This window comes from uncultured Tenacibaculum sp. (genome assembly GCF_947499065.1).
Lineage (GTDB): Bacteria > Bacteroidota > Bacteroidia > Flavobacteriales > Flavobacteriaceae > Polaribacter.
The window spans coordinates 572,185-593,460 of record NZ_CANMMT010000001.1; the positions used below are offsets into that span (position 1 = coordinate 572,185).

Here is a 21,276-nt window from a genome sequence, read left to right on the forward strand (position 1 = left end):
AAATTCCCTTCAATTTGGGCAAAAACAAAAGAATTAAAATTCATAAAATAATGACTGAAATAGAAAAAATACAATCTATAATAATCGATAATTCCTGTCATTTTGAATATTTATATAGTTTTATAGAAAACGTGAAAGAGTTTTATCCAAATTTAAAAGAACAAGAAATTAAAAGCAAAGTTCTTAATATTATCAAAATTCTTTTATCAAAAAAAATATTACGAGTAGGAAGTGCCGAAACTTATGAATATTTTGATTTGCCATTAAACGAATGTATCGAAAAAATTGATAAAATATGGTTTGAAGGTGCTTCACATATAGATTTCCTAAATATGGTGTTTTTCTCAAGAACGAAATGGTTTTACCAAAAATTAGAAAAAGAAGGATATAACTTTAAAGATAATTGGCAAGAATATGTTGAAAATAATCTTTGGATAAAAAAGATATTGGAGATTAATGATTCTGATTTGAAATAAATATGAAACCACAACATTGTATAAGTATAATAAGGGCTAAAAAGCTAAAATCAAAAGTAGTTTAAACCGAAACTAATCGCTTATCAATCCCTTACTATGCTTATACGTTACCGTTACAATTCATATTGCTAATATCTAAATAACTAGTGATTTACCTTAAAATGAAAAAACTTTCTAAAACTAATCAAAATAATGAGCCTTTTTATACTACTAACACTAAAGATATTAGAAAAAATGAACTATCAATTTTGCTTTTATATTTTAATGAAAATACACAAAATAGAGTCACGCTTGTAAATACAGAAGCAGTAATACATAAAACACTACCATCAAAACAGGCTTGTAGTTTTTGGAATACTTATTATGTGTATAGTTTTTGGGGGAATCAAAGTGTTTCAGAAGCAAATGTTGACCAAGAAGCAGCATATGAAATAGTGGCTGGAGAATTAGGGGGTTGTTCTAGAATTGGAGGTATTAATACTAGTTGTGCTTGGGGACAACATATGTGTTTATCTTCACAAGCTGTTTGTTGTAATTAAAGTTAATATTATGATAGTAAACAGCATACTAGCACCTAAAGAATTTTTAGTACTCATTATTATATATTGTATTTTATTAATTACAAGTTTAGTTCTTTGTTTAAAAAAAGAAAAAGGTATTTCAGTCTTTTTATGGATAATAATGATAATAATATTCCCGTTTGGAAGCATTATTTATTTATTAAGATATCTTTTGACTAACTTTAAGAGGAATAGAAAAAATACATGACACGATGTATAAAAATAGCAGTTAAGTGCAAACTACAAAGTTTGTTCTTTCTGCTAGCTTTTTATTCTTAAACTGAAAACAATAGAACATTAAGTCTGTTAATTTCATATACAAAACCAATATTATCCATTTAATTAACCCTTGTAAAAAATATAAAGACTTGCTTAATAAAACTAAAACAGATAATTATAAAGCAAGGGATATAATGAATAAATTAAAATAGATTCGTCTTAAAAGTTAGGAATAAATTTTACTATAAAAAAAGAATACAAAATAAACGGTTTTATACATAATCATGATATCTCCTATCTAAATAAAAATACTAGTATTTGATAACATGAATTCTACAATTGACTACATATCTTTTTTTTAAGTAATAAAATGAAATTGTTCACAGTATTTCTAGTAGTAAGTATCAGTAGCATATTATTCCGACAAAAAACTAAGTTTTAACAAGTACAGAAAAACGAAAACCAAAGAATTATAATAACAACTAACAAACTACTTGCAACACCAATCCACATTTAGTAAATTGGATTCATAAAAATTGAAAAAGAAACATTAAAAAGTATTTTTCAAACAATATATAAAATGAAAAAAAACATATTTATTTTAAGCTCTATCCTTTATCTAATTAATTTTTCTCTTTGTGGACAAACAAAGAAAGATTCTATAGAAATAAAAAAAGTAGCATTAGATTATATTGAATCTCAACATAATGCAAAACCTAGGCAATTTGAACGAGCTGCACATCCAAGAATGGTAAAAAGGACTTTCTGGACAGATAAAAAAACAGGAAAAGAATATTTGAAAGAAACTTTTACCGACGCCATGATTTTACTAGCAGAAACCTACAATAAAGACGGAACAAAATTTCCAAAAGAACCAAAAAAAAAGGTTATCATTCTAGATATTTTTAATAAAGTAGCTTCAGTAAAACTGATAGCTAATGATTGGGTAGATTACATGCATATTATAAAACTCAATGGAAAATGGCAGCTTGTAAATGTTTTATGGCAGTTTAATGACTCTGAAAAACATTAATTTCAATTATTATCCCTAAACCTCCGTAAATAAGTTATACCTAATTAAAAAACAAACTTTTAGTACATTAGACACATATAAAGCCTTTGAAAACAATAATTCTCTATTTCCTTTTTTTTAGATTCTTAACATATAAACTTGTAGATAAATATTATCAATAATTCAATCTAAAAAATAAAATATGAATATTTTAAAAAGAGTAGCCCCAGCAATAGTACTACTATTAATTTCTCCTTTAATAGCAGAGTTTTTGTTGGGAGATTTTAACATACAACAGCTTGGTTATTTAGGCATCTTTATACCTCTATATGGTGCATCAGCACTTTTCATTAGGGAAATTGTAAGACGAACTGGGAGAAATTGGAAAACAATCATTTTATTAAGTATTGTATTTGGATTAATTGCTGAAGGTTTAATAAACTTAACATTGTTCAACCCTCATTATGCAGGAGCAACGCTCTTAAAATACGGGTTTATTCCACAGCTAGGAACATCATTTAACTATGCAGTTTTTATAATTACTCTACATACAATCTGGAGTATGAGTGTGCCAATAGCTCTTGCAGAAGGAATAGCAGGCAAACGCTCAAAAAAACCTTGGTTACATACTTCTGAACTTATTATTATTGGAATATTAAGTCTTCTTGGTTTAGTTGGAACTGCAATTTCAACTATAAAACGATTTAATTTTGTAGCATCAGTTTCGCAATATACTGCTGTAATTGTTATTATACTATTACTCATATATATAGCATTTAAAGTAGTTAAAACATCAACAAAAAAAACCGAAAAAACAAAAACTATATCAATTTGGCTAGTTCTTATTACCGCATTTGTATTATCTAGCATATTTCAAATATGGTTTCATTACGCACCAAATCATAAACTAAATCCATTGCTTGGACTTTTTGTATTTATAGCAATTGATGTTTTAACAATAATGATATTTACAACTTGGATTCGTCAAAAAAAATGGAAAACACAACATATAGTTACAGCAGCTACTGGCGCTATTTTAACCTATGGGTGGTTTGGTTTTCAGAGATTAATTATATCTGGACATACCGCAATGGGAGTACCTACAACAACAATTGATATCATTGGACAAATATTATTATTAATTATAATACTAGGAATAAGTTATATAGCATTAAAAAAACTACAAAATAATAAGAGCAATAAATAAAAGAGACAAAGTATAATATTACTTTGTACAAATTCTTCATAGAATACAGCAAAATAATTGATTTAGGAAATTCAAATCCCCAGTCAATAAGTCGTTTAAAAAGACAAATTGTCTTACATTTTTACTTGGTTCAGTTATTGAAATTTGATTTCACACTATTTATAACCAAAACGTTATGAATTACATTAAATCAAAAATGAAATTCTAAAAAATGAAAAAGAGAAAAGTATTCCTGAGCATATTTACTGTTTTAATAGTAGCAATTTCAACATTTCTATATATAAATTGGGACAAATTTGTCTATGTAGGTTCAGTAGATGTTATTGAAGTAGACTGTAGTAAAAAACAACAAATCTTGAGTGAAGTATATGAAAGCGATCAAAGGATTAGAAAAGCAAATGACCTCATCAAGTATGCTAAAGAAGATCACAGAAATCAGGAATTAGTAATAAGCATTATTGAAAAATGTGGAATGCCAACATTAAAGGAGGTGTCTCAAAAACAAATGAATGCTATCTGGTTGGGACTTCAACATAGCACTAAAAAAATCAGAAAAAAGTATTTTCCACAAATAGAAAAAGCGGTAGAAAATGGGGACTTATCCAAACAGCAATATGCTTTAATGAAAGATAGAATGTTAATGGACGAAGACAAACCACAAATATATGGTTCACAAATAAAGAATGGTAAATTATATAAATTAGAAAATCCAGAAACAGTAAACGAAAGAAGAAAGGAAATGGGAATGGAACCAATAGAGGGTTATTTAAAGTATTTCGACATTCAGCCCAATTCAAATTAAAAATATAGATTATCGTATAATCAAATAATATAAAAAGCATTGAATAGTGCCAATAGAAATAATATCAATATTGCTATTGGCACTATTAGTATTTAAATACAAAAACTTACAACAAAACCTCTCATAACCAATTCTTCTACTTTATTTGCAAAACCAAAGCACATTGAGTACATTAGACTCGCTAAAATTGAAAAAGAAACATTAATACCTTATACCATTCCAACATTTCCCATCAATAAATAAGCTAAACATATTATAGCAACATATAGAAAATTATGAATAAAACTATCTACTTAACATTATTTTTAATTATACCATTAACTTCATTTGGCCAATTAGCAGAATCTTTAAAAAAAATGCAAAATGACAAGAATATTGAATTTAAAAAATATGAGCCTTTATTATTTAAAGCTACATCATATATTTTCAATAACCCTGCTAATCCAAGATCTACTGAATTTATAGCAGCAGCAAAAATAGTGAGCTTCTGGATGAATAAAGATATAGGAATGGGAATACCTTTAGGTGGGGAGTTTTATAAATCATTAACCAATAAACAAAACCAACAATTTCTTTATACAGTTGCAATGATAAATTATGGACTTGACCAGAAAGTAAATAAAAATAGAATCCTAAAATGTTTACCAATAGAAGGAAAAAAATATAGTGAACAAGAAGATGTAAAAGAAGTACAATTAGGAGGGGCTAAAATTCTATTAGAATATATTGGAAATAGAAAAAATAACATTCCTATGAATTCAAAAACGAAAAAATATTACAAAGCTTATAAAAAAGGTAACCTGAAAGAAAAGCTAAAACAGAAATAAACACCTCACTTAAATATCAATAAATAAATTATGATTATCTAAAACTTCCTCATAATCAAGTGAATTAGATAAATACTAAGGAACAAATTCCTCTTATAAACAAATTAGACACAATTGAGAAAAATGAAGTATAAACTTTTAACTTTAGTTCTTTTATTAATGTTCTGTGGGTGTAAATCTTCACGTAAAACAATAGAGCAAACTAACCAAGACAAAAACTTAATAAACTATCTATTTCAAGATTATATTGGAGAAAAACCGAGTGCAAGTTTTATTGTTATAAAAAATGGTAAAATAAAGCATTGTCAAAGTTTTGGATATGCTAATTTAGAGAATCAAACCCTTGCCAATTGCGAAACTAATTACAGAATTGCATCAGTAACAAAACAGTTTACTGCAATGGGAATTTTAATATTAATAAATCAAGGGAAATTAAATTACGATTCTAAACTAACTGAAATAATACCAGAATTTCCAGATTATGGAAAAGAAATAACAATTAAAAACCTAATGCTGCATAGGTCTGGTTTACAGTCTTATAATAGATTATATCCAAAAGATTGGAAAAAACAGCTTGTTGATAAAGACGTGCTTAATCTTTTAATAAAACAAGACAGCCTTTTATTTCCTGCAAATTCTAAATTCAGATATAGTAATTCTGGATATGCTGTTTTGGCTACAATTATAGAAAGAGTTTCTGGTAAAAGTTTTAAAGAATTTATGGATGAAGAAGTTTTTGAAAAATTAGGAATGACTAATACTACTGTGTACTTAAAGGATTTAAATATTAAAAATCGTGCATACGGATATAAATTCATAAAAAACAAATATGAAAACAAAGACCAAACAAAATATACAGCCATTCAAGGAGATGGAGGAATTTATTCATCTGTAAGTGATTATGCTAAATGGGATAAAATTTTATATAACGAAACCCTTGTGAGTAAGGAGCTGTTAAATGATGCATTTTCAAATTGGAATGAAAAAGGAAAAACTAATGGAAAAGGCTATGGGTTTGGCTGGCAAATTGACGAAAAAAACGGTAAAAAGTATTTACTTCATGGTGGTTCTACATCAGGTTTCCTTAATACTGTATTACGAATTCCTTCTGAAAAAATTACGGTGGCAATTTTCACTAATAACGGAAGTAAAGGTGGTTTAAAAAGAAAAGCTTTGTATTTAGCAAGTTACTTTTCTGATGGTAAAATTCCTTTTCCAGCCTATTTTTTAATTAAAAAAGATATTGAGGAAAATGGAATAAATAATATAACAGCTAAGTTTAATCAACTTAAAAACAACAATACTAAATATGACATTGAAAAAGAAGATTTACGTGCTTTGGGCTTTAGTTATTTCAAAAAAGAACCAGAAAAATCACTTAAAATATTCGAATTAATTAAAATGGAATTTCCAGATTTTTATGGAGGTTATTTTGGACTAGCTCAATACTATGCCTATAAAACTGAAGGGAATAATGAAAAAGCAGTTGAATATTATAAAAAAGCAATTGAATTAACACCACATAAAAAACAACGCTTAATTAATTATTCTAAGAAAATGATTAAAAAACTAAGTAAATAAAACTACGCCCAACAGTGTATGTAATAATAACTAAATCAATTCAAAGAACATAAAATGAATAAATTCACAGTTTTTTTACTACTCATAGCAATAGTAATCAATTCCTGTAAAAATTCTGAAAAGAAATTTGATAAATTGGAAATTGCTAAGAAATATTATAACGTTCTTGATAAATCAAATGTTTCTGAAATCGAAATTTTGCTTACCGATAGCCTATTAATAAAGGAAACCGAATATGATTATGAGCAAACATTTTCTAAAAAAGAATACATCAAATGGTTAAAATGGGATTCTGTGTTTGAACCAACTTACAAAATCCTCGAAATAAAACAAGAAAATAAAACTGTAAAAGCTAAAATTTCAAAAACAGATAAAAGAATCTCTTTCCTTCATAAAGAGCCTATTGTTAGCGAACAAATCATCTATTTCGATAATGATAAAATAACAAGTATTGAAACGGCAAAAAATGTGATTTTCAATGATTCCATTTTTGTTAAAAATCGAGATAAACTTTTGAATTGGATTGACAAAAATCATCCAGAATTGAATGGGTTTATTCACAACCAAACAGAAACTGGTGGAATAAAATACTTAAAAGCAATTGAACTCTATCAAAATAAAAAATAACGCATTACAACAATGTATTAGTTAGAAAATGGCAATACCAAAAAAAGGAACAAGAAAAATATCTGTTAACGAATTGAATTTTAGATAGCTAATTCGAAAAAAGGTTACCTACACTGAGTCCGTTTATGGAACTGGAAAATTACATGTAGCAATCGAATTGGAAGAAAATCCAGGAACGAGCTTATTTATCTATACAGATCGAAAGCACCCAAACGACATAGAAACCGAAATAGTAACCCCAATAAAGCCTTCTGATATTTCTAATTGGATAAAACAAGCTTTAAAATTAGGTTGGAATCCTTCTGAAAGAGGAAATCCTTTTCGAACTAAAATTGTGAACAATAAAGTAGAAATGGAATAAAAACACACAACTAATCTTATACAATTACCTTAACAGCAACCTTAATTTAAGAGTCTATGAGAATAACAAAAAGCGATTTAACTATTATTATTCTTTTATTAGTTTTTGTTTCAATAGGTATTTATGGTATCAATTCCATTGAATTTATAGTAGGTAAAGAAACAATCAATTTTACACTCAAATGGTGTGGAGTACCAATACTCTTGCTAGCTCTATATTATGCTTTCAAATCAACATTTGCATATCACAAAAGTGCTGAAATATGGAGAAATATCGTTGGGTTTGTTATAATGACATTTATTATGGGAATGGTATTTTTTATTTCATTTCAAGGTTTAATTATTTTGATTAATAACAATTTAGGCGATCATAAAGAATACCAGTTACAAGGGAAAATAGTGAGCCTTGATTATCCAAAAGATAAGAAAATAGGAAATAAATATTCAATTGAAATAAAAAGAGAAATAGAACTAGACACTATAAAATTAGATGTTCCAACCAACCATTATTTGCAAGGTCAAAAGTTTACAAAAAAAATGAAAATTGGTTATTTTGGTTTTCTCTATGCAAAAGAATAAAACCAAAAAGTCAAACTACCAAATGCTCGGAAAAGAATTGAGAAAAACATTATGAATTTAAAAGAAAAATTAGATAAAATAGATTCAGAAATTAAAATTGGACTGAAATTCAAAGCCGCTAACAGGTTACGGAATTTGATACAGGAAAACCCGAATGAAATTGAATTATGGAATAAACTCGCTGAACTTTATTATGAAAGCGGATTTTTGGACTCTGCTGGAAAATATTGGATTCTGACTGAACCAACTGACCAGCGAATTAAAAAATGTGTTGATATTTATGAAAAATCAGTAAACTATTCAGGATATCAGATTTTACAAGAAATTGTATTTCGAGGAGACAAATCAAAACTTTCTGAATTTGCTCAAAATAAGTTATCAGAATTAGAGGCTGACAGTAAAAAGAAAGTTGATTATATCCCTAAATTCAGGCCAAAGAGTAATAAACAAAGACAAAAAAAAGAAAGTTCAAAAAGGACTTTCAGAGATAAACTAACTATTTATCCAATTATCGGGGTTTTTGTTTTTTTAGCAATATGTTCAATTATTGGAGTAATAACAGTTCTAAAATGGTTTTTTTGAAAATAAAACGACATAACAACAATATATAAACACAAATACGGCTAATGCTAAACCCGAAATAAACCGCTAACTTTCACATAACAAACAATTATACAAAATCGTTAAACACAAGCATAAAAATCCCTCTTCGGTTTTAAAATAAAGCATTACATTTATGCTATGAATATAAAACTAACAGAATCTGAAAAAATCAAAGTGCTCAATTCCGATGATATCTACGGAATTATGCAAAAGATTCTGCTTCGAGAACAAAAAATTGACCAAAACCGAGAACACTTCTGGGTAATTGGATTGGAAAATAACAATCGAATTCTTTTTATCGAATTAATCAGCTTAGGAACAGTTAATAAAACATTAGTTGAACCTATGGAGGTTTTTAGCTTTGCTTTACAAAAAAGAGCTGTTAATATCATTCTTTGCCATAATCATCCAAGTGGCGAATTAAAACCTTCTGAAGACGATAAAGATATTACAGACAGACTGATACAAGTGGGTATTATTGTTGACTTAAAAGTGATTGATCATTTAATTGTATCAAACAAAAGCTATTTGAGTTTTAAGGATATTGGACTTTTAGAAGAATTAGAAAAAAGTACAAAGTATGTTCCACCATATGTATTGGCCGAACGAATAAAAAAAGAAGCCACAGAAATTGCCGAAAAAAAGAAAACAATCGAAATTGCTAAACAGTTGAAAAGAAAAGGTATTGATGAAAAGACAATATCTGAATCAACTGGATTATCAATTGAAGAAGTTGAAAAGCTAAGAGTACGAAAAAAATAATTGCTAGTTCCCTACAATCTATAATCGGAAATACTAACAAAAGTCTAAATCAAAAAGCATTAAATTTAATTTTGTAATTACACAAAGTCCTTACCTAGCATAAAATGAAAAAATACTTCTATTTAGTATTCATATTGCATTTAACTTTTAGTTGCAAAAAGATAGAAAAAGAACCTTCAAAAAACACTTTAAACTTAAATAACTCTGATTCAACAATTACAGTTAATGATAATAAAAAGATATTATCCAAAATCATAAATTCATTTCATAAAGCAAAAAAAATTGTAATTACAGAAAAAACAACAATTGTTGATATAACTCAGGATACAGAACAAATAGAATTCGGTAATTTTAATTACAGGTTACCTTGTTTAGATAAAGAAACTTTTGATAATTTTCTTCTTAAAAATCAATCTCCTGTTAAAATTAAAGGCAATTTTTATACTCAAAAAAACATCGTTATACTAGAAAATCAACAAATAAATGAAGTTTTAAAAAATTCAATTTATACTGGCTGGAAAAAGTTTTACGAAACTTACGGAGAAGAAGCTCAAGGTTTATTAACATTATCCAGAATAGGTTTTAACAAGAAAAAAAATAAAGCTTTATTATATTATTCCAATCAGTCTAATAATACAAATGGTGGCGGATATTTGTTAGTATTTAAAAAAATTAAAAATGATTGGGAAATATGCTCATCAACTCAGGTATGGATTGCCTAAAACATATAACATCTTCTACCATAACAAATCCCTCTTACCAACTTGTAAAACCAACATACATTGAGTACATTACACCTGCTAAATTGAAAAAGAAGCATTAAAAAACAATACTAGATACTTAAACATTTAATATATAAAGAATAAAGTTACTCTTACAAACAAGCTTCCAATAATATAAAAAACCAAATACTAAACATTAATGCTTTCATTTTTTAAATCAAAATCTAACTTAACTGAAACGGAGTTTGCTGAAAAATTTTTCGCTAAACTAAAAAAGAAAATTAAGGGCTTAGAATTAGTCTCTATCAACGGGCTTGAAGTTGTTACAAAATTTGAAAACTCTGATAATTACCAACACTTTTTGAACAACTCTTACGCTGAATACAAGAATGACCCAAAAGACTTAAAAAACATAATTGAAAAATATGTATTCGCTTCTAAAGACATATTTCTTCCAAAAGAACCGATTAAACCAAATCGAATAGTTCCTGTTATTAAAGACAAAAGATATTTAACTGAGAGTTCTAAAATAATTGAGAACTTTGAAAACACACACGTTTTCGAAAAGTACAATTCAGAGCTATATATTTTTTATGCAGAAGATAAAGAAAACTCAATTAGTTATTTCACCAAAGAAGAATATTCGGAGTTAAATATTGATTTTAAATCTATTAAAGAAACAGCAATCAAAAATCTAAATTCAACAATTTCTAAAATAGAAAAACACGGAGAAAATGGATATTTTATGCTAACAGCTGGTGGAGCTTATGAAGCAAGTTTGATTTTACTAGATATTTGGAATAAAGAAAATTTTCCAGTTAACGGTAATTTAATTGTTGGAATTCCAGCTAGAGACGTAGTTCTTATTACTGGAACAAATGATAAAGAAAATGTTGAAAAGCTAAAGAAAACTATAAACGAAATTAATAAAACAGGAGACCACATAGTTTCTGATAAAATTTTCGAATTAAAAAACGGACAATTTGAGTTATGGAAATAACAATATAATTAAGAAAAAGTCAAGATTGAAATGAGTAACCAGTTAGAACTATTACAATCAGAACTCAATAGGAACTGTAATGAATTACAAAAAATAGATAGTAATAAAATAGTTATTATACCTGATTTTGGTAACGAATCCCATATTGAATTAAAAAACAAAGACAGAGGTTGTAAGATATATCCATTTTATTTTAGTGAAATTCCAATATATGAGTTCGAATGGGATGGCTGTATTATTTTTAAAATAACAAGCAGTGACGTTAAAAGGCAAGTAGAAATATTAAAAAGTTGGATATTAAAAAAAGTAATGCCATCAGAAATACAAGCACAGTTCCCTGAAATAAAGTTAAATAAACTTGCAAAATATTATGAAAGAGGAGAAGGAATAAAAGGTGAATTTATAGAGAGTTGGAATGACACAGAAGAAAATTGCTATAAATATTTATCTGTCAACGACGAAGAATATCATATTAACAAAGATATAATTAGATTAACCAAAGAAATGAGAAAGGAAGGGCTTAATGAATCATTAAGAATAGGCACTCGATTATCTTGGTTAATTATATCTCGAACTAGAAGACATATTATAAATGATGATACACCACATATAGGAATATATTTCTTAGGTAATAATCAAATGAAAATGTATGCTAATTTCAATAAAAAAGAAGAACTGGAAGTAGAAGTAAAATACAAACAACACCTCGAAAGACTAGTAAAAGAATTATTAAAAGAAGAAATAAAATAGCTTAATCAATTCAAAAAACACAAAAAAGAAATCTTCCTAAATAATTGCTCAATTTGTCAAAAATTAGCAAGAACGCCTAAAGCAAAACAGTGTAGACTTTGTGGAAATAAATGGTTTGACTCTGACGTTAATTTAAAAAGTTAAATAAATGAACATACTACAAAAAATAGCTAGAAAAATTATAAAACAATCATTTGACCTTTCTGTTTCAACAATCGAATTCTTTAGTAAAATGGAGCCTTATAGGGAAAAGGTTTCAGAATTAAGAAAGCTTGAAAATGGAACTTTAGGGAAAGAAATAGCGAATTGCCTTGATAAGCATAATTTGACTTTAGTTCCTAAATACGAAAGTCACGATTTAAAACACGTTTTACTTAATTATCAAATGACAGCAGAAGATGAAATAAGAATGTAAGCTTTTATGGTAGGAAATGGAAATTACTCCATTCCTTCTTTTACTATTTTGATTTTTGGAGCAATTCTACTTCCAGACTTGTGGCTAACTTTATACTCGGACTTTAAAAAAGGAAGAAAATCTATCGGAATTTCAGAATGGAATATAGAAAATTATGCTAATCGAAATCTGACGGAATTAAGAGCTGAATTTGACTTTAATCAAGTCATCAAATAGTTAGATTAAATCTTACTGAAATAACTGAATAAAGGTTCTTAATCTAAAAAAGAAAAAATAAAATAGCGATAGTATCCCGTTTAATTGCAATGTTGAGTGCAAAAACACACAATTAATTATAACTTAATCCTAGAATCGTCAAATCAAGATTGACATCTATTCTATTTAACATTTTTTGGCGGAATAATATCTGGATTCCTATATTTCAAATCGAAATCTATTGGACCATCTATTGTCTTTCATGTCTTTTGGAATACAATGGTTTACATTGTATAAAGTCTAATGTCATAACTAAATCAATACAAAAAACATCCCCCTCCACCCCCTCTTGCAAATCCAACACATATTGATTACATTACACTTGCTAAATTGAAAAAGAGACATTAAAAAATAATGCTACATACTTAAACATTTAATATCGATAAAGAAGTTTATGAGTACCTAAAAATTGCTCATCGCCAATCAAATTAGACAAATACAGGTATAAAAGTTTTTCTTATAAACAAGTTCTAGTTAATTAAAACATCTACGCAAAAAGAATGCGTACTTAAGTTGTAGACTTGCATAATATTTGAAGTCACATAAATGGAACTAATAAAAAAATTACATAAAACGCTAAGTCAAAGGAAACGTCCTGAAGATGTTGCTCAAATAGTTTTTGAAATACTCGAAGATAAACTTTCTTCAAAAGAAAAAGGTATTCTGAAAAGAGCAGCTAATGGTTCTCTAAAAAAAACTTTTTTTGGTTACACTTCAATGATACAGGAATTTGCAACAGCTATAGGTGCAGAAAAGCAGATTAAAAAAACAATTGAAATCTTTAAATTAGACAATAAAAAATCTATTGATTACAACAATGTAGACGATATTAAAAAGTTTATTGAAGAAGTTTCTCCATTAATTAACAAAGTAGTAGGTGCAAATAACTTTCTTTCTGATAGGTTAAATAAAGAACAACGTAAAGAAAAAGGTATAGATTTAAGTAAAAGGAGCTACAATAAGAAATGGAGACTTTTGAAACGATTAGAAAATAAAATTCTTAAATATAGAAGAGAAATTAAAAAAATTGAATTTCAAAAAGTAGGAAAGCACGGACTTGCACATACAATAGAATTTGAGGAATTTCAAAAAGACCTTGATTCTGCCTGTTTCATAGCCTATTATAATTCAAGATGTAATCTTAGAAGTGTTTTTACAAATACAAGTCAGGAAAGATCATTTGATAAAATTTCTCAAATGCTGTTAAATCGCTGTAGAGGAATTTCTACAAATACAACTCTAGTTTTTTTTAAAAACGAAAATAAGTTAGAACGAACTAATAAAACTAATTGGTGGGCAATTTCACATATTTATACTAGTCAAGAAGTATTAAATAATCTTTCTGATAAACATAAGGGAGAACTGCTAGGAAAATGGACAGGAGTTTTACAAGGAATAGCAGATTTACTTGCTGAAATATGGTCGAAAAATGATATTGATAGGCAAACAATGATTGTAAAAATAGGCAACGATTCTACTACTTGGAACAATACAGCTGGAGCTTGGAATAAAGCAAGAGATAATTGGATGAATATCATTTATGCTTTGGGAATGGATTATATTTTAGATGAAATATGTTTTGGTAAAGTTCTTAGGTTAATGGCCGCAGATGTTGTTTCTTGGCACTATTCTACAGGTGGAAAACTTGACCCAAATACTAATATTTGGAATAAAATACCATTACCTTGGGAAGTGTTTCAAGGAAAAGAGAATTGTAATAAAGAATTGGTTGTAAAATATTGTAATCAAGCAGGGGTTAATCCTGAAAAATCAGGTTGGATTGCACCTAGAGTTCACGGGGTAGTAGAATTCAAACCTACACCAGAACTTGTTCACGGAGTAAAAGTTTCTAATCCATTTTTAGCAACAGTTCTTAAAAAACATAAAGTTTTTTCAGGTAAAACATGAAACAATTATTTCCTGAAAGAAATTAGATAGGTTAGTTCAGTGGTAGAACGTTCGGCTCTATATCCGAATGGACACAGGTTCGAGCCCTGTACCTATCTAAGTCTGATATAGCTCAGTGGTAGAGCGTCCGGCTCTAGGACCGGATGGACGTAGGTTCGAGCCCTACTATCAGACCAAATAGAATAAAATCTGGCTACAATAAAATCTAAACTGCATTAAAATGTAGTTTAGGTGGAACGTTAGCAACAAGTAAAAATTAGAAGTCTAAAAAAAGTGAAAAAAGTTGAAATTCAAGTTCATAACAAAAGAAAAAAAGTAACAACTACTCTTTGGGTTGAACAAATATCAGTAAACCAATTTCGAATGATTGATAATCATCTATTCAATTATCAACTAACTTTAGGTACTGAATTTGAAACCAAAATTAATTCTGAAAATGTACACGAGGTTACAAAAATAACAAAGGAATCAGAATTTATTACTCGTAGATTTAGATTAACACCTAAATATAAAGAATCAGACTATAGAATGCTTGGAGAGGAATTGAATAAAAGAGGTGGTTTTTGGCAAGTCGACCTTGGAAGTATTGCAACAGTAAACATTCCTAAAAACTTTGAATTTAATATTGATCAAGTTATCAGGGAACTAGATTTAAAACTTACTGAAATAACTGAATAAAGGTTCTTAATCTCAAAAACTAAAAAAGAAGAAATAAAATAACTATAACACCCTGTTTAATTGCAATGTTGAGTGCAAAAACACACAATTAATTATAACTTAATCCTAAGAATCGTCAAATCAAGATTGGCATCTATTCTATTTAACATTTTTTGGCGGAATAATATCAGGATTCCTATATTTCAAATCGAAATCTATTGGACCATCTATTGTCTTTCATGTCTTTTGGAATACAATGGTTTACATTGTATAAAGTTTAATGTCTAACAGCATAACTAAATCAATACAAAAAACATATCCCTTCAACCCCACTTTTAAAACCAACACACATTGAGTACATTAGACTCACAAAAATTGAAAAAGAAATATTAAACTTAGGAGAAAGAGTACCTAGTTATTCCAAAATAAAAATATGAAAAAGCTTTTTTTAGACGATATAAGAACCATCGAAATGATTTATGATAAATCAATGGAATCTGAATTCGATATCGTTAGAACTTATGATGAATTTGTTACTTACATAAATAAGAATGGATTGCCTAATTATATAAGTTTTGACAATGACCTTGGTCTTGACAAAAACGGAGTTGTAGCTTTGGATGGTTTGGCTTGCGCTAAATGGTTAGTTTATGAATCAGGACTTGATTTACGAAACTTAAAATTTAAAGTTCATTCAGCAAATCCAGTAGCATCTGAACAAATAAAAGGGCTTTTAAATAATTATATCAAACATTTAAAAAACAACAGCCAGTAGTCCTCTTGCAAAACCAACATACATTAAGTACATTAGACTCGCGAAAATTGGAAAAGAAATACTAAAAAAAACAGCGCTACATATTTAATATATAAATTGACTATGAGTCCATAAAAGTTCCTCATATAAACAAATTGTATGCAATTGAAACAACAATCATAATAAAAACTTTTAAATGCTTCCTGAATTAGAACTTACAGAATCAGATGAACTAGGTTATTATATAAAGTTTGAAGATTTATTTACAGATTTTACACCTTTTTACAAGAAAAGTAAAAGCCATTATATAGCAATTAATTTTAGTTTCACTGACGAAGACAACCAACCAAGCGAGATACAACTACAAACTCATAAAATTCTAGTATCAAGCGCAAATAAAATGATGAATAACATCATTCAATACCTAAAACAAGATGAAGAATACTTCTTCGATTTCCATGGTGTTTACAGAGAAATTGAGCACAAACCTTTCTACAATAAAGAAAAAGAGTACAATAACACAAGCTATTCAGGATTTCCATTAGTTAGAGACCCAATAGAATTTATAAATTATATTACTATTGATTCTATAAATATTAGCGATTCAGATGAAGATGATATAGCATTCATAGGGTTTTCTGGTTCTTGCACATGGGAATGTGAGCATGGTTTTGGGGCAGCGTTTCATGGCCAAAAACTTTTACATGTTGCCGATTGGGAATATGGTAATAGTCCTAGTTGGGCTAATAGTAAAGATGAAGATAATCATTTTTTAACCCATTATTTCACAAAATTCCATCTGCTCGAAAATTTAAACGAACGTAAATCTCGGTTAGCAAAATTAAGTCAATCTGTTGAAGTCGAAAATACAGCGCCTTATCAAGAGATTTTTAATTGGTTAGTAGATCTTAAAATGATCTATGGTTACCGAAATAGAAATTCTGATTTAACCGCGAAAGAAATTATAGTACTATTAAACGAAATCAAAGAACTTAGTTTTCATGGAAACCATATCGATCAAATTCCTTCAGGAATTAACTTATTAAAGAACTTAACATCTTTGCATTTGTCGTTCAACAAACTGAAGACTTTTCCTATACAAGTAACTAAATTAATAGCACTAGAAAAACTTACTATTAGTAATAATAAGATAGAACACATACCTGTTGAAATTTCATCTTTAATAAATTTAAAATATTTAAATCTCAATGGTAATAAATTGGAATCAATTCCAAAAGAAATTGGGTTACTAACCAACCTAAAGGATTTAAATTTAGGATCCAATAAGTTTTCGAACTTACCTCAATCATTTTCAAATCTTAAGGTTTTAGAAGATATAAAATTGAATTATAATAAGTTTACAAGTATACCAGATTCTATTTTTAGTATTCAAAGTCTGAAAATTTTAGATTTTTCAAATAATAAAATCAATACCCTTAACCAGTCGATAAGCAAGCTTAAAAATCTAGAATCATTCGATATAAGATTTAATGAAATTAAAAAGTTCCCTGAATCTATATTTACCCAAATATCAAACTTAAATTGGTTAAAAATTTCTGTTAATAAGATTAGTTTGAAAGACTTAAATCATATTAAAACACTTATACCAGAAGAGATAAATTCTGATATTGATGGCGCCATCGACTGTGTGATAGATGATTTAAATAGGAAAAAAGAGAAAACAAATAGTACCGAAAATCAAAATAAATCCACTGGATTTAAAACTTTAGATAAGAATAACAAAAAATGGTGGAAGTTTTTTAGGAGATAAAACCACACAGAACAATCCATATAAATAATTGCTTGTTTCTATCTATAAAAATCCTCACAGTTTTACTATTCTTTTTATTAACTAATTTAGTTCCTACATCAACTCAAAAATCTTATAAAATTCCATTATTAGCTATGAAAAAGAAAATCCTACTTGGTATAACACTATTAAGTCTTTTATCATGTTATAAAACTAATAACAAAAATTATCTAGAATCCAGAAAAGATATATTGCTAGAAATTCAGCCTTTTGAAACTAACAAGAATGAATTCGATTATAAAAATCAAAATAATACAATCGAATACCACATTTTCGTAGGAAAACTAAAATCTAATATTGTCAATAGATATAAACATTTAAATCAAGATAGTACTTATATTCAACTAAATGATAAAATTACAGGTACTAAAGAACTTAAATATTTTATTAGTTGTTACCATTGTAACATTTCAGAGTACAATGTTTTAATACATATCGATAAAAAAACTTTAAAAGAATACTTAATAAAAATTGAAAAAGAGATTGTAAAATGTGGAATAAAAAAGAATCACATATATTATTTCCATGAAAATAAAAAAACAAAGAGTTTTGGATATAACAACAACTATTGAAATAGTTAACAATTCACGTATATAAAAATAAAAAACTAATAACAAAACCTCCACACAAGCCCAAAAAACAAAAAATACAACCGTTTATTACATAAAACCTACCGTTTGTTCATTAGTCTTAGTAAAAAGCAAATAATACAGCTAAATTATAAGCTGTATTTACTACAAGTAAATCAAAATACAGTGTATAAGACTTACTTTAAAAACCTTCAAAAATGAACAAACAATATAAAACAGAAAATGCTAAAAATGTAATAAATCTGCAAAAGCTAATAGAATCCATAAGTTTATACACTAACTACAATCCACCACTAGAAAATCTTACAATAAAAAACCTAAACCTATTATATACAAAAGCACAAAATGTATTAAAAGAAGTAGAAGAAAAACGAAGTGCAAACAAAAACGCTATATCAATCCGACAAGAAAAACATAACATTCTAAAAAAAACCTCAACAAGAATAATTAACCAATTAGAAATCTTAGAGCTCACAGAAGATGTACTAGCAGAAGCAAAACATTTAAACAGGCTTATACAAGGAGAAACAAAGAAAACAATATTATCCTCACATCGTTCCTACACCCAATTAGCAGACAATTTTGCTAAACTTATACATCTCTTAACATCCATATCCACCTACAACCCAAACTTAACAGAGCTAAAACTAGAAACCTTAAAAGATTTACATATTTCATTGGTAGAAAGCACTAAAAAGGTAAATCAAACAGAAACAGCATTTAGTACTAAACTGATAGAAAGAAATGCAGTGCTTTATAAAAACGGAACAAGCTTATATTCAACAGCACAAAACGTAAAAAAATATGTCAAAAATATTTATGGAGCAACATCACCAGAATACCAAAACATTACTAAAATTAGATTCATAGCAAACCTATAAAACAAGCAATCTAAAACAAAAGAAAAGGAAGAACTACTCCCCTTCCAATTTCATAGAAAGTTCAAACCAGCGTTCTTCCTTTTCTTCAATACTTTCAATAATATCTTGAAGTTCCTTAGATTTTTCATTAATCTCATCGGCAGAAAACTCAACATTCATAAACTTCTCTTCAAGAGCAGCCTTTTTCTTCTGCAATCTATCAATGTCTTTTTCAAGTAAGCCCCATTCGCGTTTCTCATTATAGCTTAAAACACCTTTTTTAGGAGTTTTAACAGGAGCAACCACTTCTTTCTTTACTTCTTTCTCTTCTTTTGGTTTAGAATCCTCATAAGCTCTAAAATCAGAATAATTACCAGGAAAGTTGTCAACAGCACCCTCTCCTCTAAACACAAATAAGTTATCAACAATCTTATCCATAAAATAACGGTCGTGAGAAACCACAATCAAGTTACCCGGATAATCTAATAAAAAATTCTCTAAAACATTTAGTGTAACCACATCCAAATCGTTCGTAGGCTCATCCAAAATCAAAAAGTTCGGATTCTGAATCAACACCGCACATAAGTACAAACGCTTTTGCTCACCACCACTCAATTTCTCAACAAAATCGTGCTGCTTTTTACGGTCAAACAAAAAGCGTTCAAGAAGTTGTCCAGCAGAAATCTTTCGACCTTTACTCAACGGAATATATTCACCAAATTCCTTAATAACTTCAATAACCTTTTGCCCTTCTTTAATTACAATTCCTTTTTGAGTATAGTAACCAAACTTAACCGTTTCACCAACAACAACTTTACCACCATCTAACGAAATAGCACCAGTCAACATATTTAAAAAAGAAGACTTACCAGTACCATTTTTACCAATAACACCAATACGCTCACCACGTTTAAATACATAGTCAAAACCATCTAAGATAACTTTATCACCAAACGATTTTTTCATCTTATGAAGCTCTACTATTTTACTCCCTAAACGCTCCATGTTAATCTCTAACTGAACTTCATGCTCAGTTCTACGCTTATGCGCTTTCTTCTTAATCTCAAAAAAGTCATCAATACGAGATTTAGACTTCGTAGTACGAGCTTTTGGCTGACGACGCATCCAATCCAACTCCTTTTTAAATAAACTTTTAGCCTTACTCAAATTGGTAGCTTCCAAGGCCAAACGTTCTTCTTTGTTTTGTAAATAATACGAGTAATTTCCTTTGTATTTATACAACTGACCATTGTCAAGTTCAATAATTTCATTACACACACGCTCTAAAAAGTAACGGTCGTGCGTAACCATAAACAAAGTAATCTTTTCTTTAGCAAAAAAAGCTTCCAACCATTCAATCATTTCTAAATCTAAATGGTTTGTAGGCTCATCTAAAATAAGTAAATCAGGTTTCTGAATTAAAACAAGAGCCAACGACAAACGTTTCTTCTGACCACCTGAAAGCAAACCAACCTTTTGCTGTAAATTATCCAGTTTTAACTTCGATAAAATTTGCTTGTACTGCGTTTCAAAATCCCAGGCATTATGTTGCTCCATCAATTCAAAAGCTTCTTGATAAGCTTCCGTATTATCCGGATTCTCCAAAGCCTTTTCATATTGCTTAATAATATCTAGAACTTTATTATCTGTAGAAGAAATGGTCTCTTCAATAGATAAAGAAGGATCTAATTTATCATCTTGCGATAAATAAGCAATATCAATACCTTTTCTGCTCACTACCTGTCCTGTATCCGACTCATCAACACCAGCAACAATATTTAAAATAGAAGTTTTACCACTACCATTTTTCGCAACAAAAGCAATCTTTTGGTCTTTGTTAATTCCAAAAGAAATGTCTTGAAACAATATTTTTTCGCCATATGCTTTCGATATGTTTTCTACAGATAGGTAATTCATTTGCTAAAATTTATGCAAAGAAA

General features: G+C 28.2%; 23 protein-coding genes and 2 pseudogenes. 24 read left to right on the forward strand and 1 reads right to left on the reverse strand.

The genetic code is table 11. The features are described from left to right. Window positions 1-50 precede the first annotated feature (50 nt). From Q0958_RS02650 to Q0958_RS02755, 24 genes and pseudogenes are all read left to right on the forward strand, one after another. Window positions 51-476, forward strand: coding sequence for a hypothetical protein (locus Q0958_RS02650; protein WP_299119227.1), 426 nt, complete (start codon window positions 51-53; stop codon window positions 474-476). Window positions 477-637: 161 nt separating this feature from the next. Beyond that, window positions 638-1,015 (forward strand): hypothetical protein, encoded by a 378-nt coding sequence (locus tag Q0958_RS02655; protein WP_299119230.1) that lies wholly within the window; start codon window positions 638-640, stop codon window positions 1,013-1,015. Window positions 1,016-1,835: 820 nt separating this feature from the next. Beyond that, the gene (locus tag Q0958_RS02660; protein WP_299119233.1) at window positions 1,836-2,288 is read left to right on the forward strand and encodes a nuclear transport factor 2 family protein; all 453 of its coding nucleotides are present in this window, start codon (window positions 1,836-1,838) and stop codon (window positions 2,286-2,288) included. A gap of 181 nt (window positions 2,289-2,469) precedes the next feature. After that, entirely contained in the window at window positions 2,470-3,474 is a 1,005-nt protein-coding gene (locus Q0958_RS02665) for a hypothetical protein (protein ID WP_299119238.1), read from the forward strand. Between the two features lie 211 nt (window positions 3,475-3,685). Beyond that, the gene (locus tag Q0958_RS02670; RefSeq protein ID WP_299119241.1) at window positions 3,686-4,276 is read left to right on the forward strand and encodes a DUF6624 domain-containing protein; all 591 of its coding nucleotides are present in this window, start codon (window positions 3,686-3,688) and stop codon (window positions 4,274-4,276) included. Window positions 4,277-4,551: 275 nt separating this feature from the next. Then, window positions 4,552-5,103 carry a hypothetical protein gene (locus Q0958_RS02675; protein WP_299119243.1) on the forward strand — a complete coding sequence of 184 codons (552 nt, stop codon included), beginning with the start codon at window positions 4,552-4,554 and terminating at the stop codon, window positions 5,101-5,103. Window positions 5,104-5,226: 123 nt separating this feature from the next. Continuing rightward, on the forward strand, window positions 5,227-6,684 hold the full coding sequence (locus tag Q0958_RS02680) for a serine hydrolase (RefSeq protein ID WP_299119245.1): 1,458 nt from the start codon (window positions 5,227-5,229) through the stop codon (window positions 6,682-6,684). Between the two features lie 54 nt (window positions 6,685-6,738). After that, on the forward strand, window positions 6,739-7,311 hold the full coding sequence (locus tag Q0958_RS02685) for a hypothetical protein (RefSeq protein WP_299119248.1): 573 nt from the start codon (window positions 6,739-6,741) through the stop codon (window positions 7,309-7,311). Between the two features lie 157 nt (window positions 7,312-7,468). Beyond that, window positions 7,469-7,672 (forward strand): hypothetical protein, encoded by a 204-nt coding sequence (locus Q0958_RS02690; protein ID WP_299119251.1) that lies wholly within the window; start codon window positions 7,469-7,471, stop codon window positions 7,670-7,672. A gap of 56 nt (window positions 7,673-7,728) precedes the next feature. Next, on the forward strand, window positions 7,729-8,250 hold the full coding sequence (locus Q0958_RS02695; RefSeq protein WP_299119254.1) for a hypothetical protein: 522 nt from the start codon (window positions 7,729-7,731) through the stop codon (window positions 8,248-8,250). A gap of 51 nt (window positions 8,251-8,301) precedes the next feature. Further along, the gene (locus tag Q0958_RS02700) at window positions 8,302-8,832 is read left to right on the forward strand and encodes a tetratricopeptide repeat protein (RefSeq protein WP_299119257.1); all 531 of its coding nucleotides are present in this window, start codon (window positions 8,302-8,304) and stop codon (window positions 8,830-8,832) included. Window positions 8,833-8,991: 159 nt separating this feature from the next. Continuing rightward, entirely contained in the window at window positions 8,992-9,615 is a 624-nt protein-coding gene (locus Q0958_RS02705) for a JAB domain-containing protein (protein WP_299119259.1), read from the forward strand. A gap of 104 nt (window positions 9,616-9,719) precedes the next feature. Next, window positions 9,720-10,337, forward strand: coding sequence for a hypothetical protein (locus Q0958_RS02710; RefSeq protein ID WP_299119262.1), 618 nt, complete (start codon window positions 9,720-9,722; stop codon window positions 10,335-10,337). Between the two features lie 199 nt (window positions 10,338-10,536). Next, a complete protein-coding gene (locus tag Q0958_RS02715; RefSeq protein ID WP_299119264.1) occupies window positions 10,537-11,337 on the forward strand; it encodes a DUF1444 family protein in 801 nt (266 codons plus the stop codon). Window positions 11,338-11,367: 30 nt separating this feature from the next. Next, window positions 11,368-12,087: a hypothetical protein gene (locus tag Q0958_RS02720; RefSeq protein WP_299119267.1), complete on the forward strand. Its 720-nt coding sequence runs from the start codon at window positions 11,368-11,370 to the stop codon at window positions 12,085-12,087. A gap of 148 nt (window positions 12,088-12,235) precedes the next feature. Beyond that, entirely contained in the window at window positions 12,236-12,502 is a 267-nt protein-coding gene (locus tag Q0958_RS02725; protein WP_299119270.1) for a hypothetical protein, read from the forward strand. Between the two features lie 387 nt (window positions 12,503-12,889). Then, window positions 12,890-12,994 (forward strand): annotated as a pseudogene (locus tag Q0958_RS18935) (CPBP family glutamic-type intramembrane protease); the annotation flags it as partial. 309 nt (window positions 12,995-13,303) lie between these two features. Next, on the forward strand, window positions 13,304-14,665 hold the full coding sequence (locus Q0958_RS02730) for a hypothetical protein (protein ID WP_299119272.1): 1,362 nt from the start codon (window positions 13,304-13,306) through the stop codon (window positions 14,663-14,665). A gap of 273 nt (window positions 14,666-14,938) precedes the next feature. Next, window positions 14,939-15,343, forward strand: a complete 405-nt coding sequence (locus tag Q0958_RS02735; protein ID WP_299119274.1) for a hypothetical protein — start codon at window positions 14,939-14,941, stop codon at window positions 15,341-15,343. A 133-nt stretch (window positions 15,344-15,476) separates the two neighbouring features. Then, window positions 15,477-15,596: pseudogene (locus Q0958_RS18940) on the forward strand (CPBP family glutamic-type intramembrane protease); the annotation flags it as partial. 159 nt (window positions 15,597-15,755) lie between these two features. Further along, the gene (locus Q0958_RS02740) at window positions 15,756-16,097 is read left to right on the forward strand and encodes a cyclic-phosphate processing receiver domain-containing protein (RefSeq protein WP_299119276.1); all 342 of its coding nucleotides are present in this window, start codon (window positions 15,756-15,758) and stop codon (window positions 16,095-16,097) included. 175 nt (window positions 16,098-16,272) lie between these two features. Continuing rightward, the gene (locus tag Q0958_RS02745; RefSeq protein WP_299119279.1) at window positions 16,273-17,847 is read left to right on the forward strand and encodes a leucine-rich repeat domain-containing protein; all 1,575 of its coding nucleotides are present in this window, start codon (window positions 16,273-16,275) and stop codon (window positions 17,845-17,847) included. Between the two features lie 134 nt (window positions 17,848-17,981). Then, entirely contained in the window at window positions 17,982-18,458 is a 477-nt protein-coding gene (locus Q0958_RS02750; RefSeq protein ID WP_299119282.1) for a hypothetical protein, read from the forward strand. A 215-nt stretch (window positions 18,459-18,673) separates the two neighbouring features. Further along, complete coding sequence (locus Q0958_RS02755) at window positions 18,674-19,357, forward strand: hypothetical protein (RefSeq protein ID WP_299119285.1); 684 nt, start codon at window positions 18,674-18,676, stop codon at window positions 19,355-19,357. 33 nt (window positions 19,358-19,390) lie between these two features. On the opposite strand, the gene Q0958_RS02760 is transcribed toward Q0958_RS02755, so the two are convergent. After that, a complete protein-coding gene (locus tag Q0958_RS02760; RefSeq protein WP_299119288.1) occupies window positions 19,391-21,253 on the reverse strand; it encodes an ABC-F family ATP-binding cassette domain-containing protein in 1,863 nt (620 codons plus the stop codon). Window positions 21,254-21,276 lie beyond the last annotated feature (23 nt).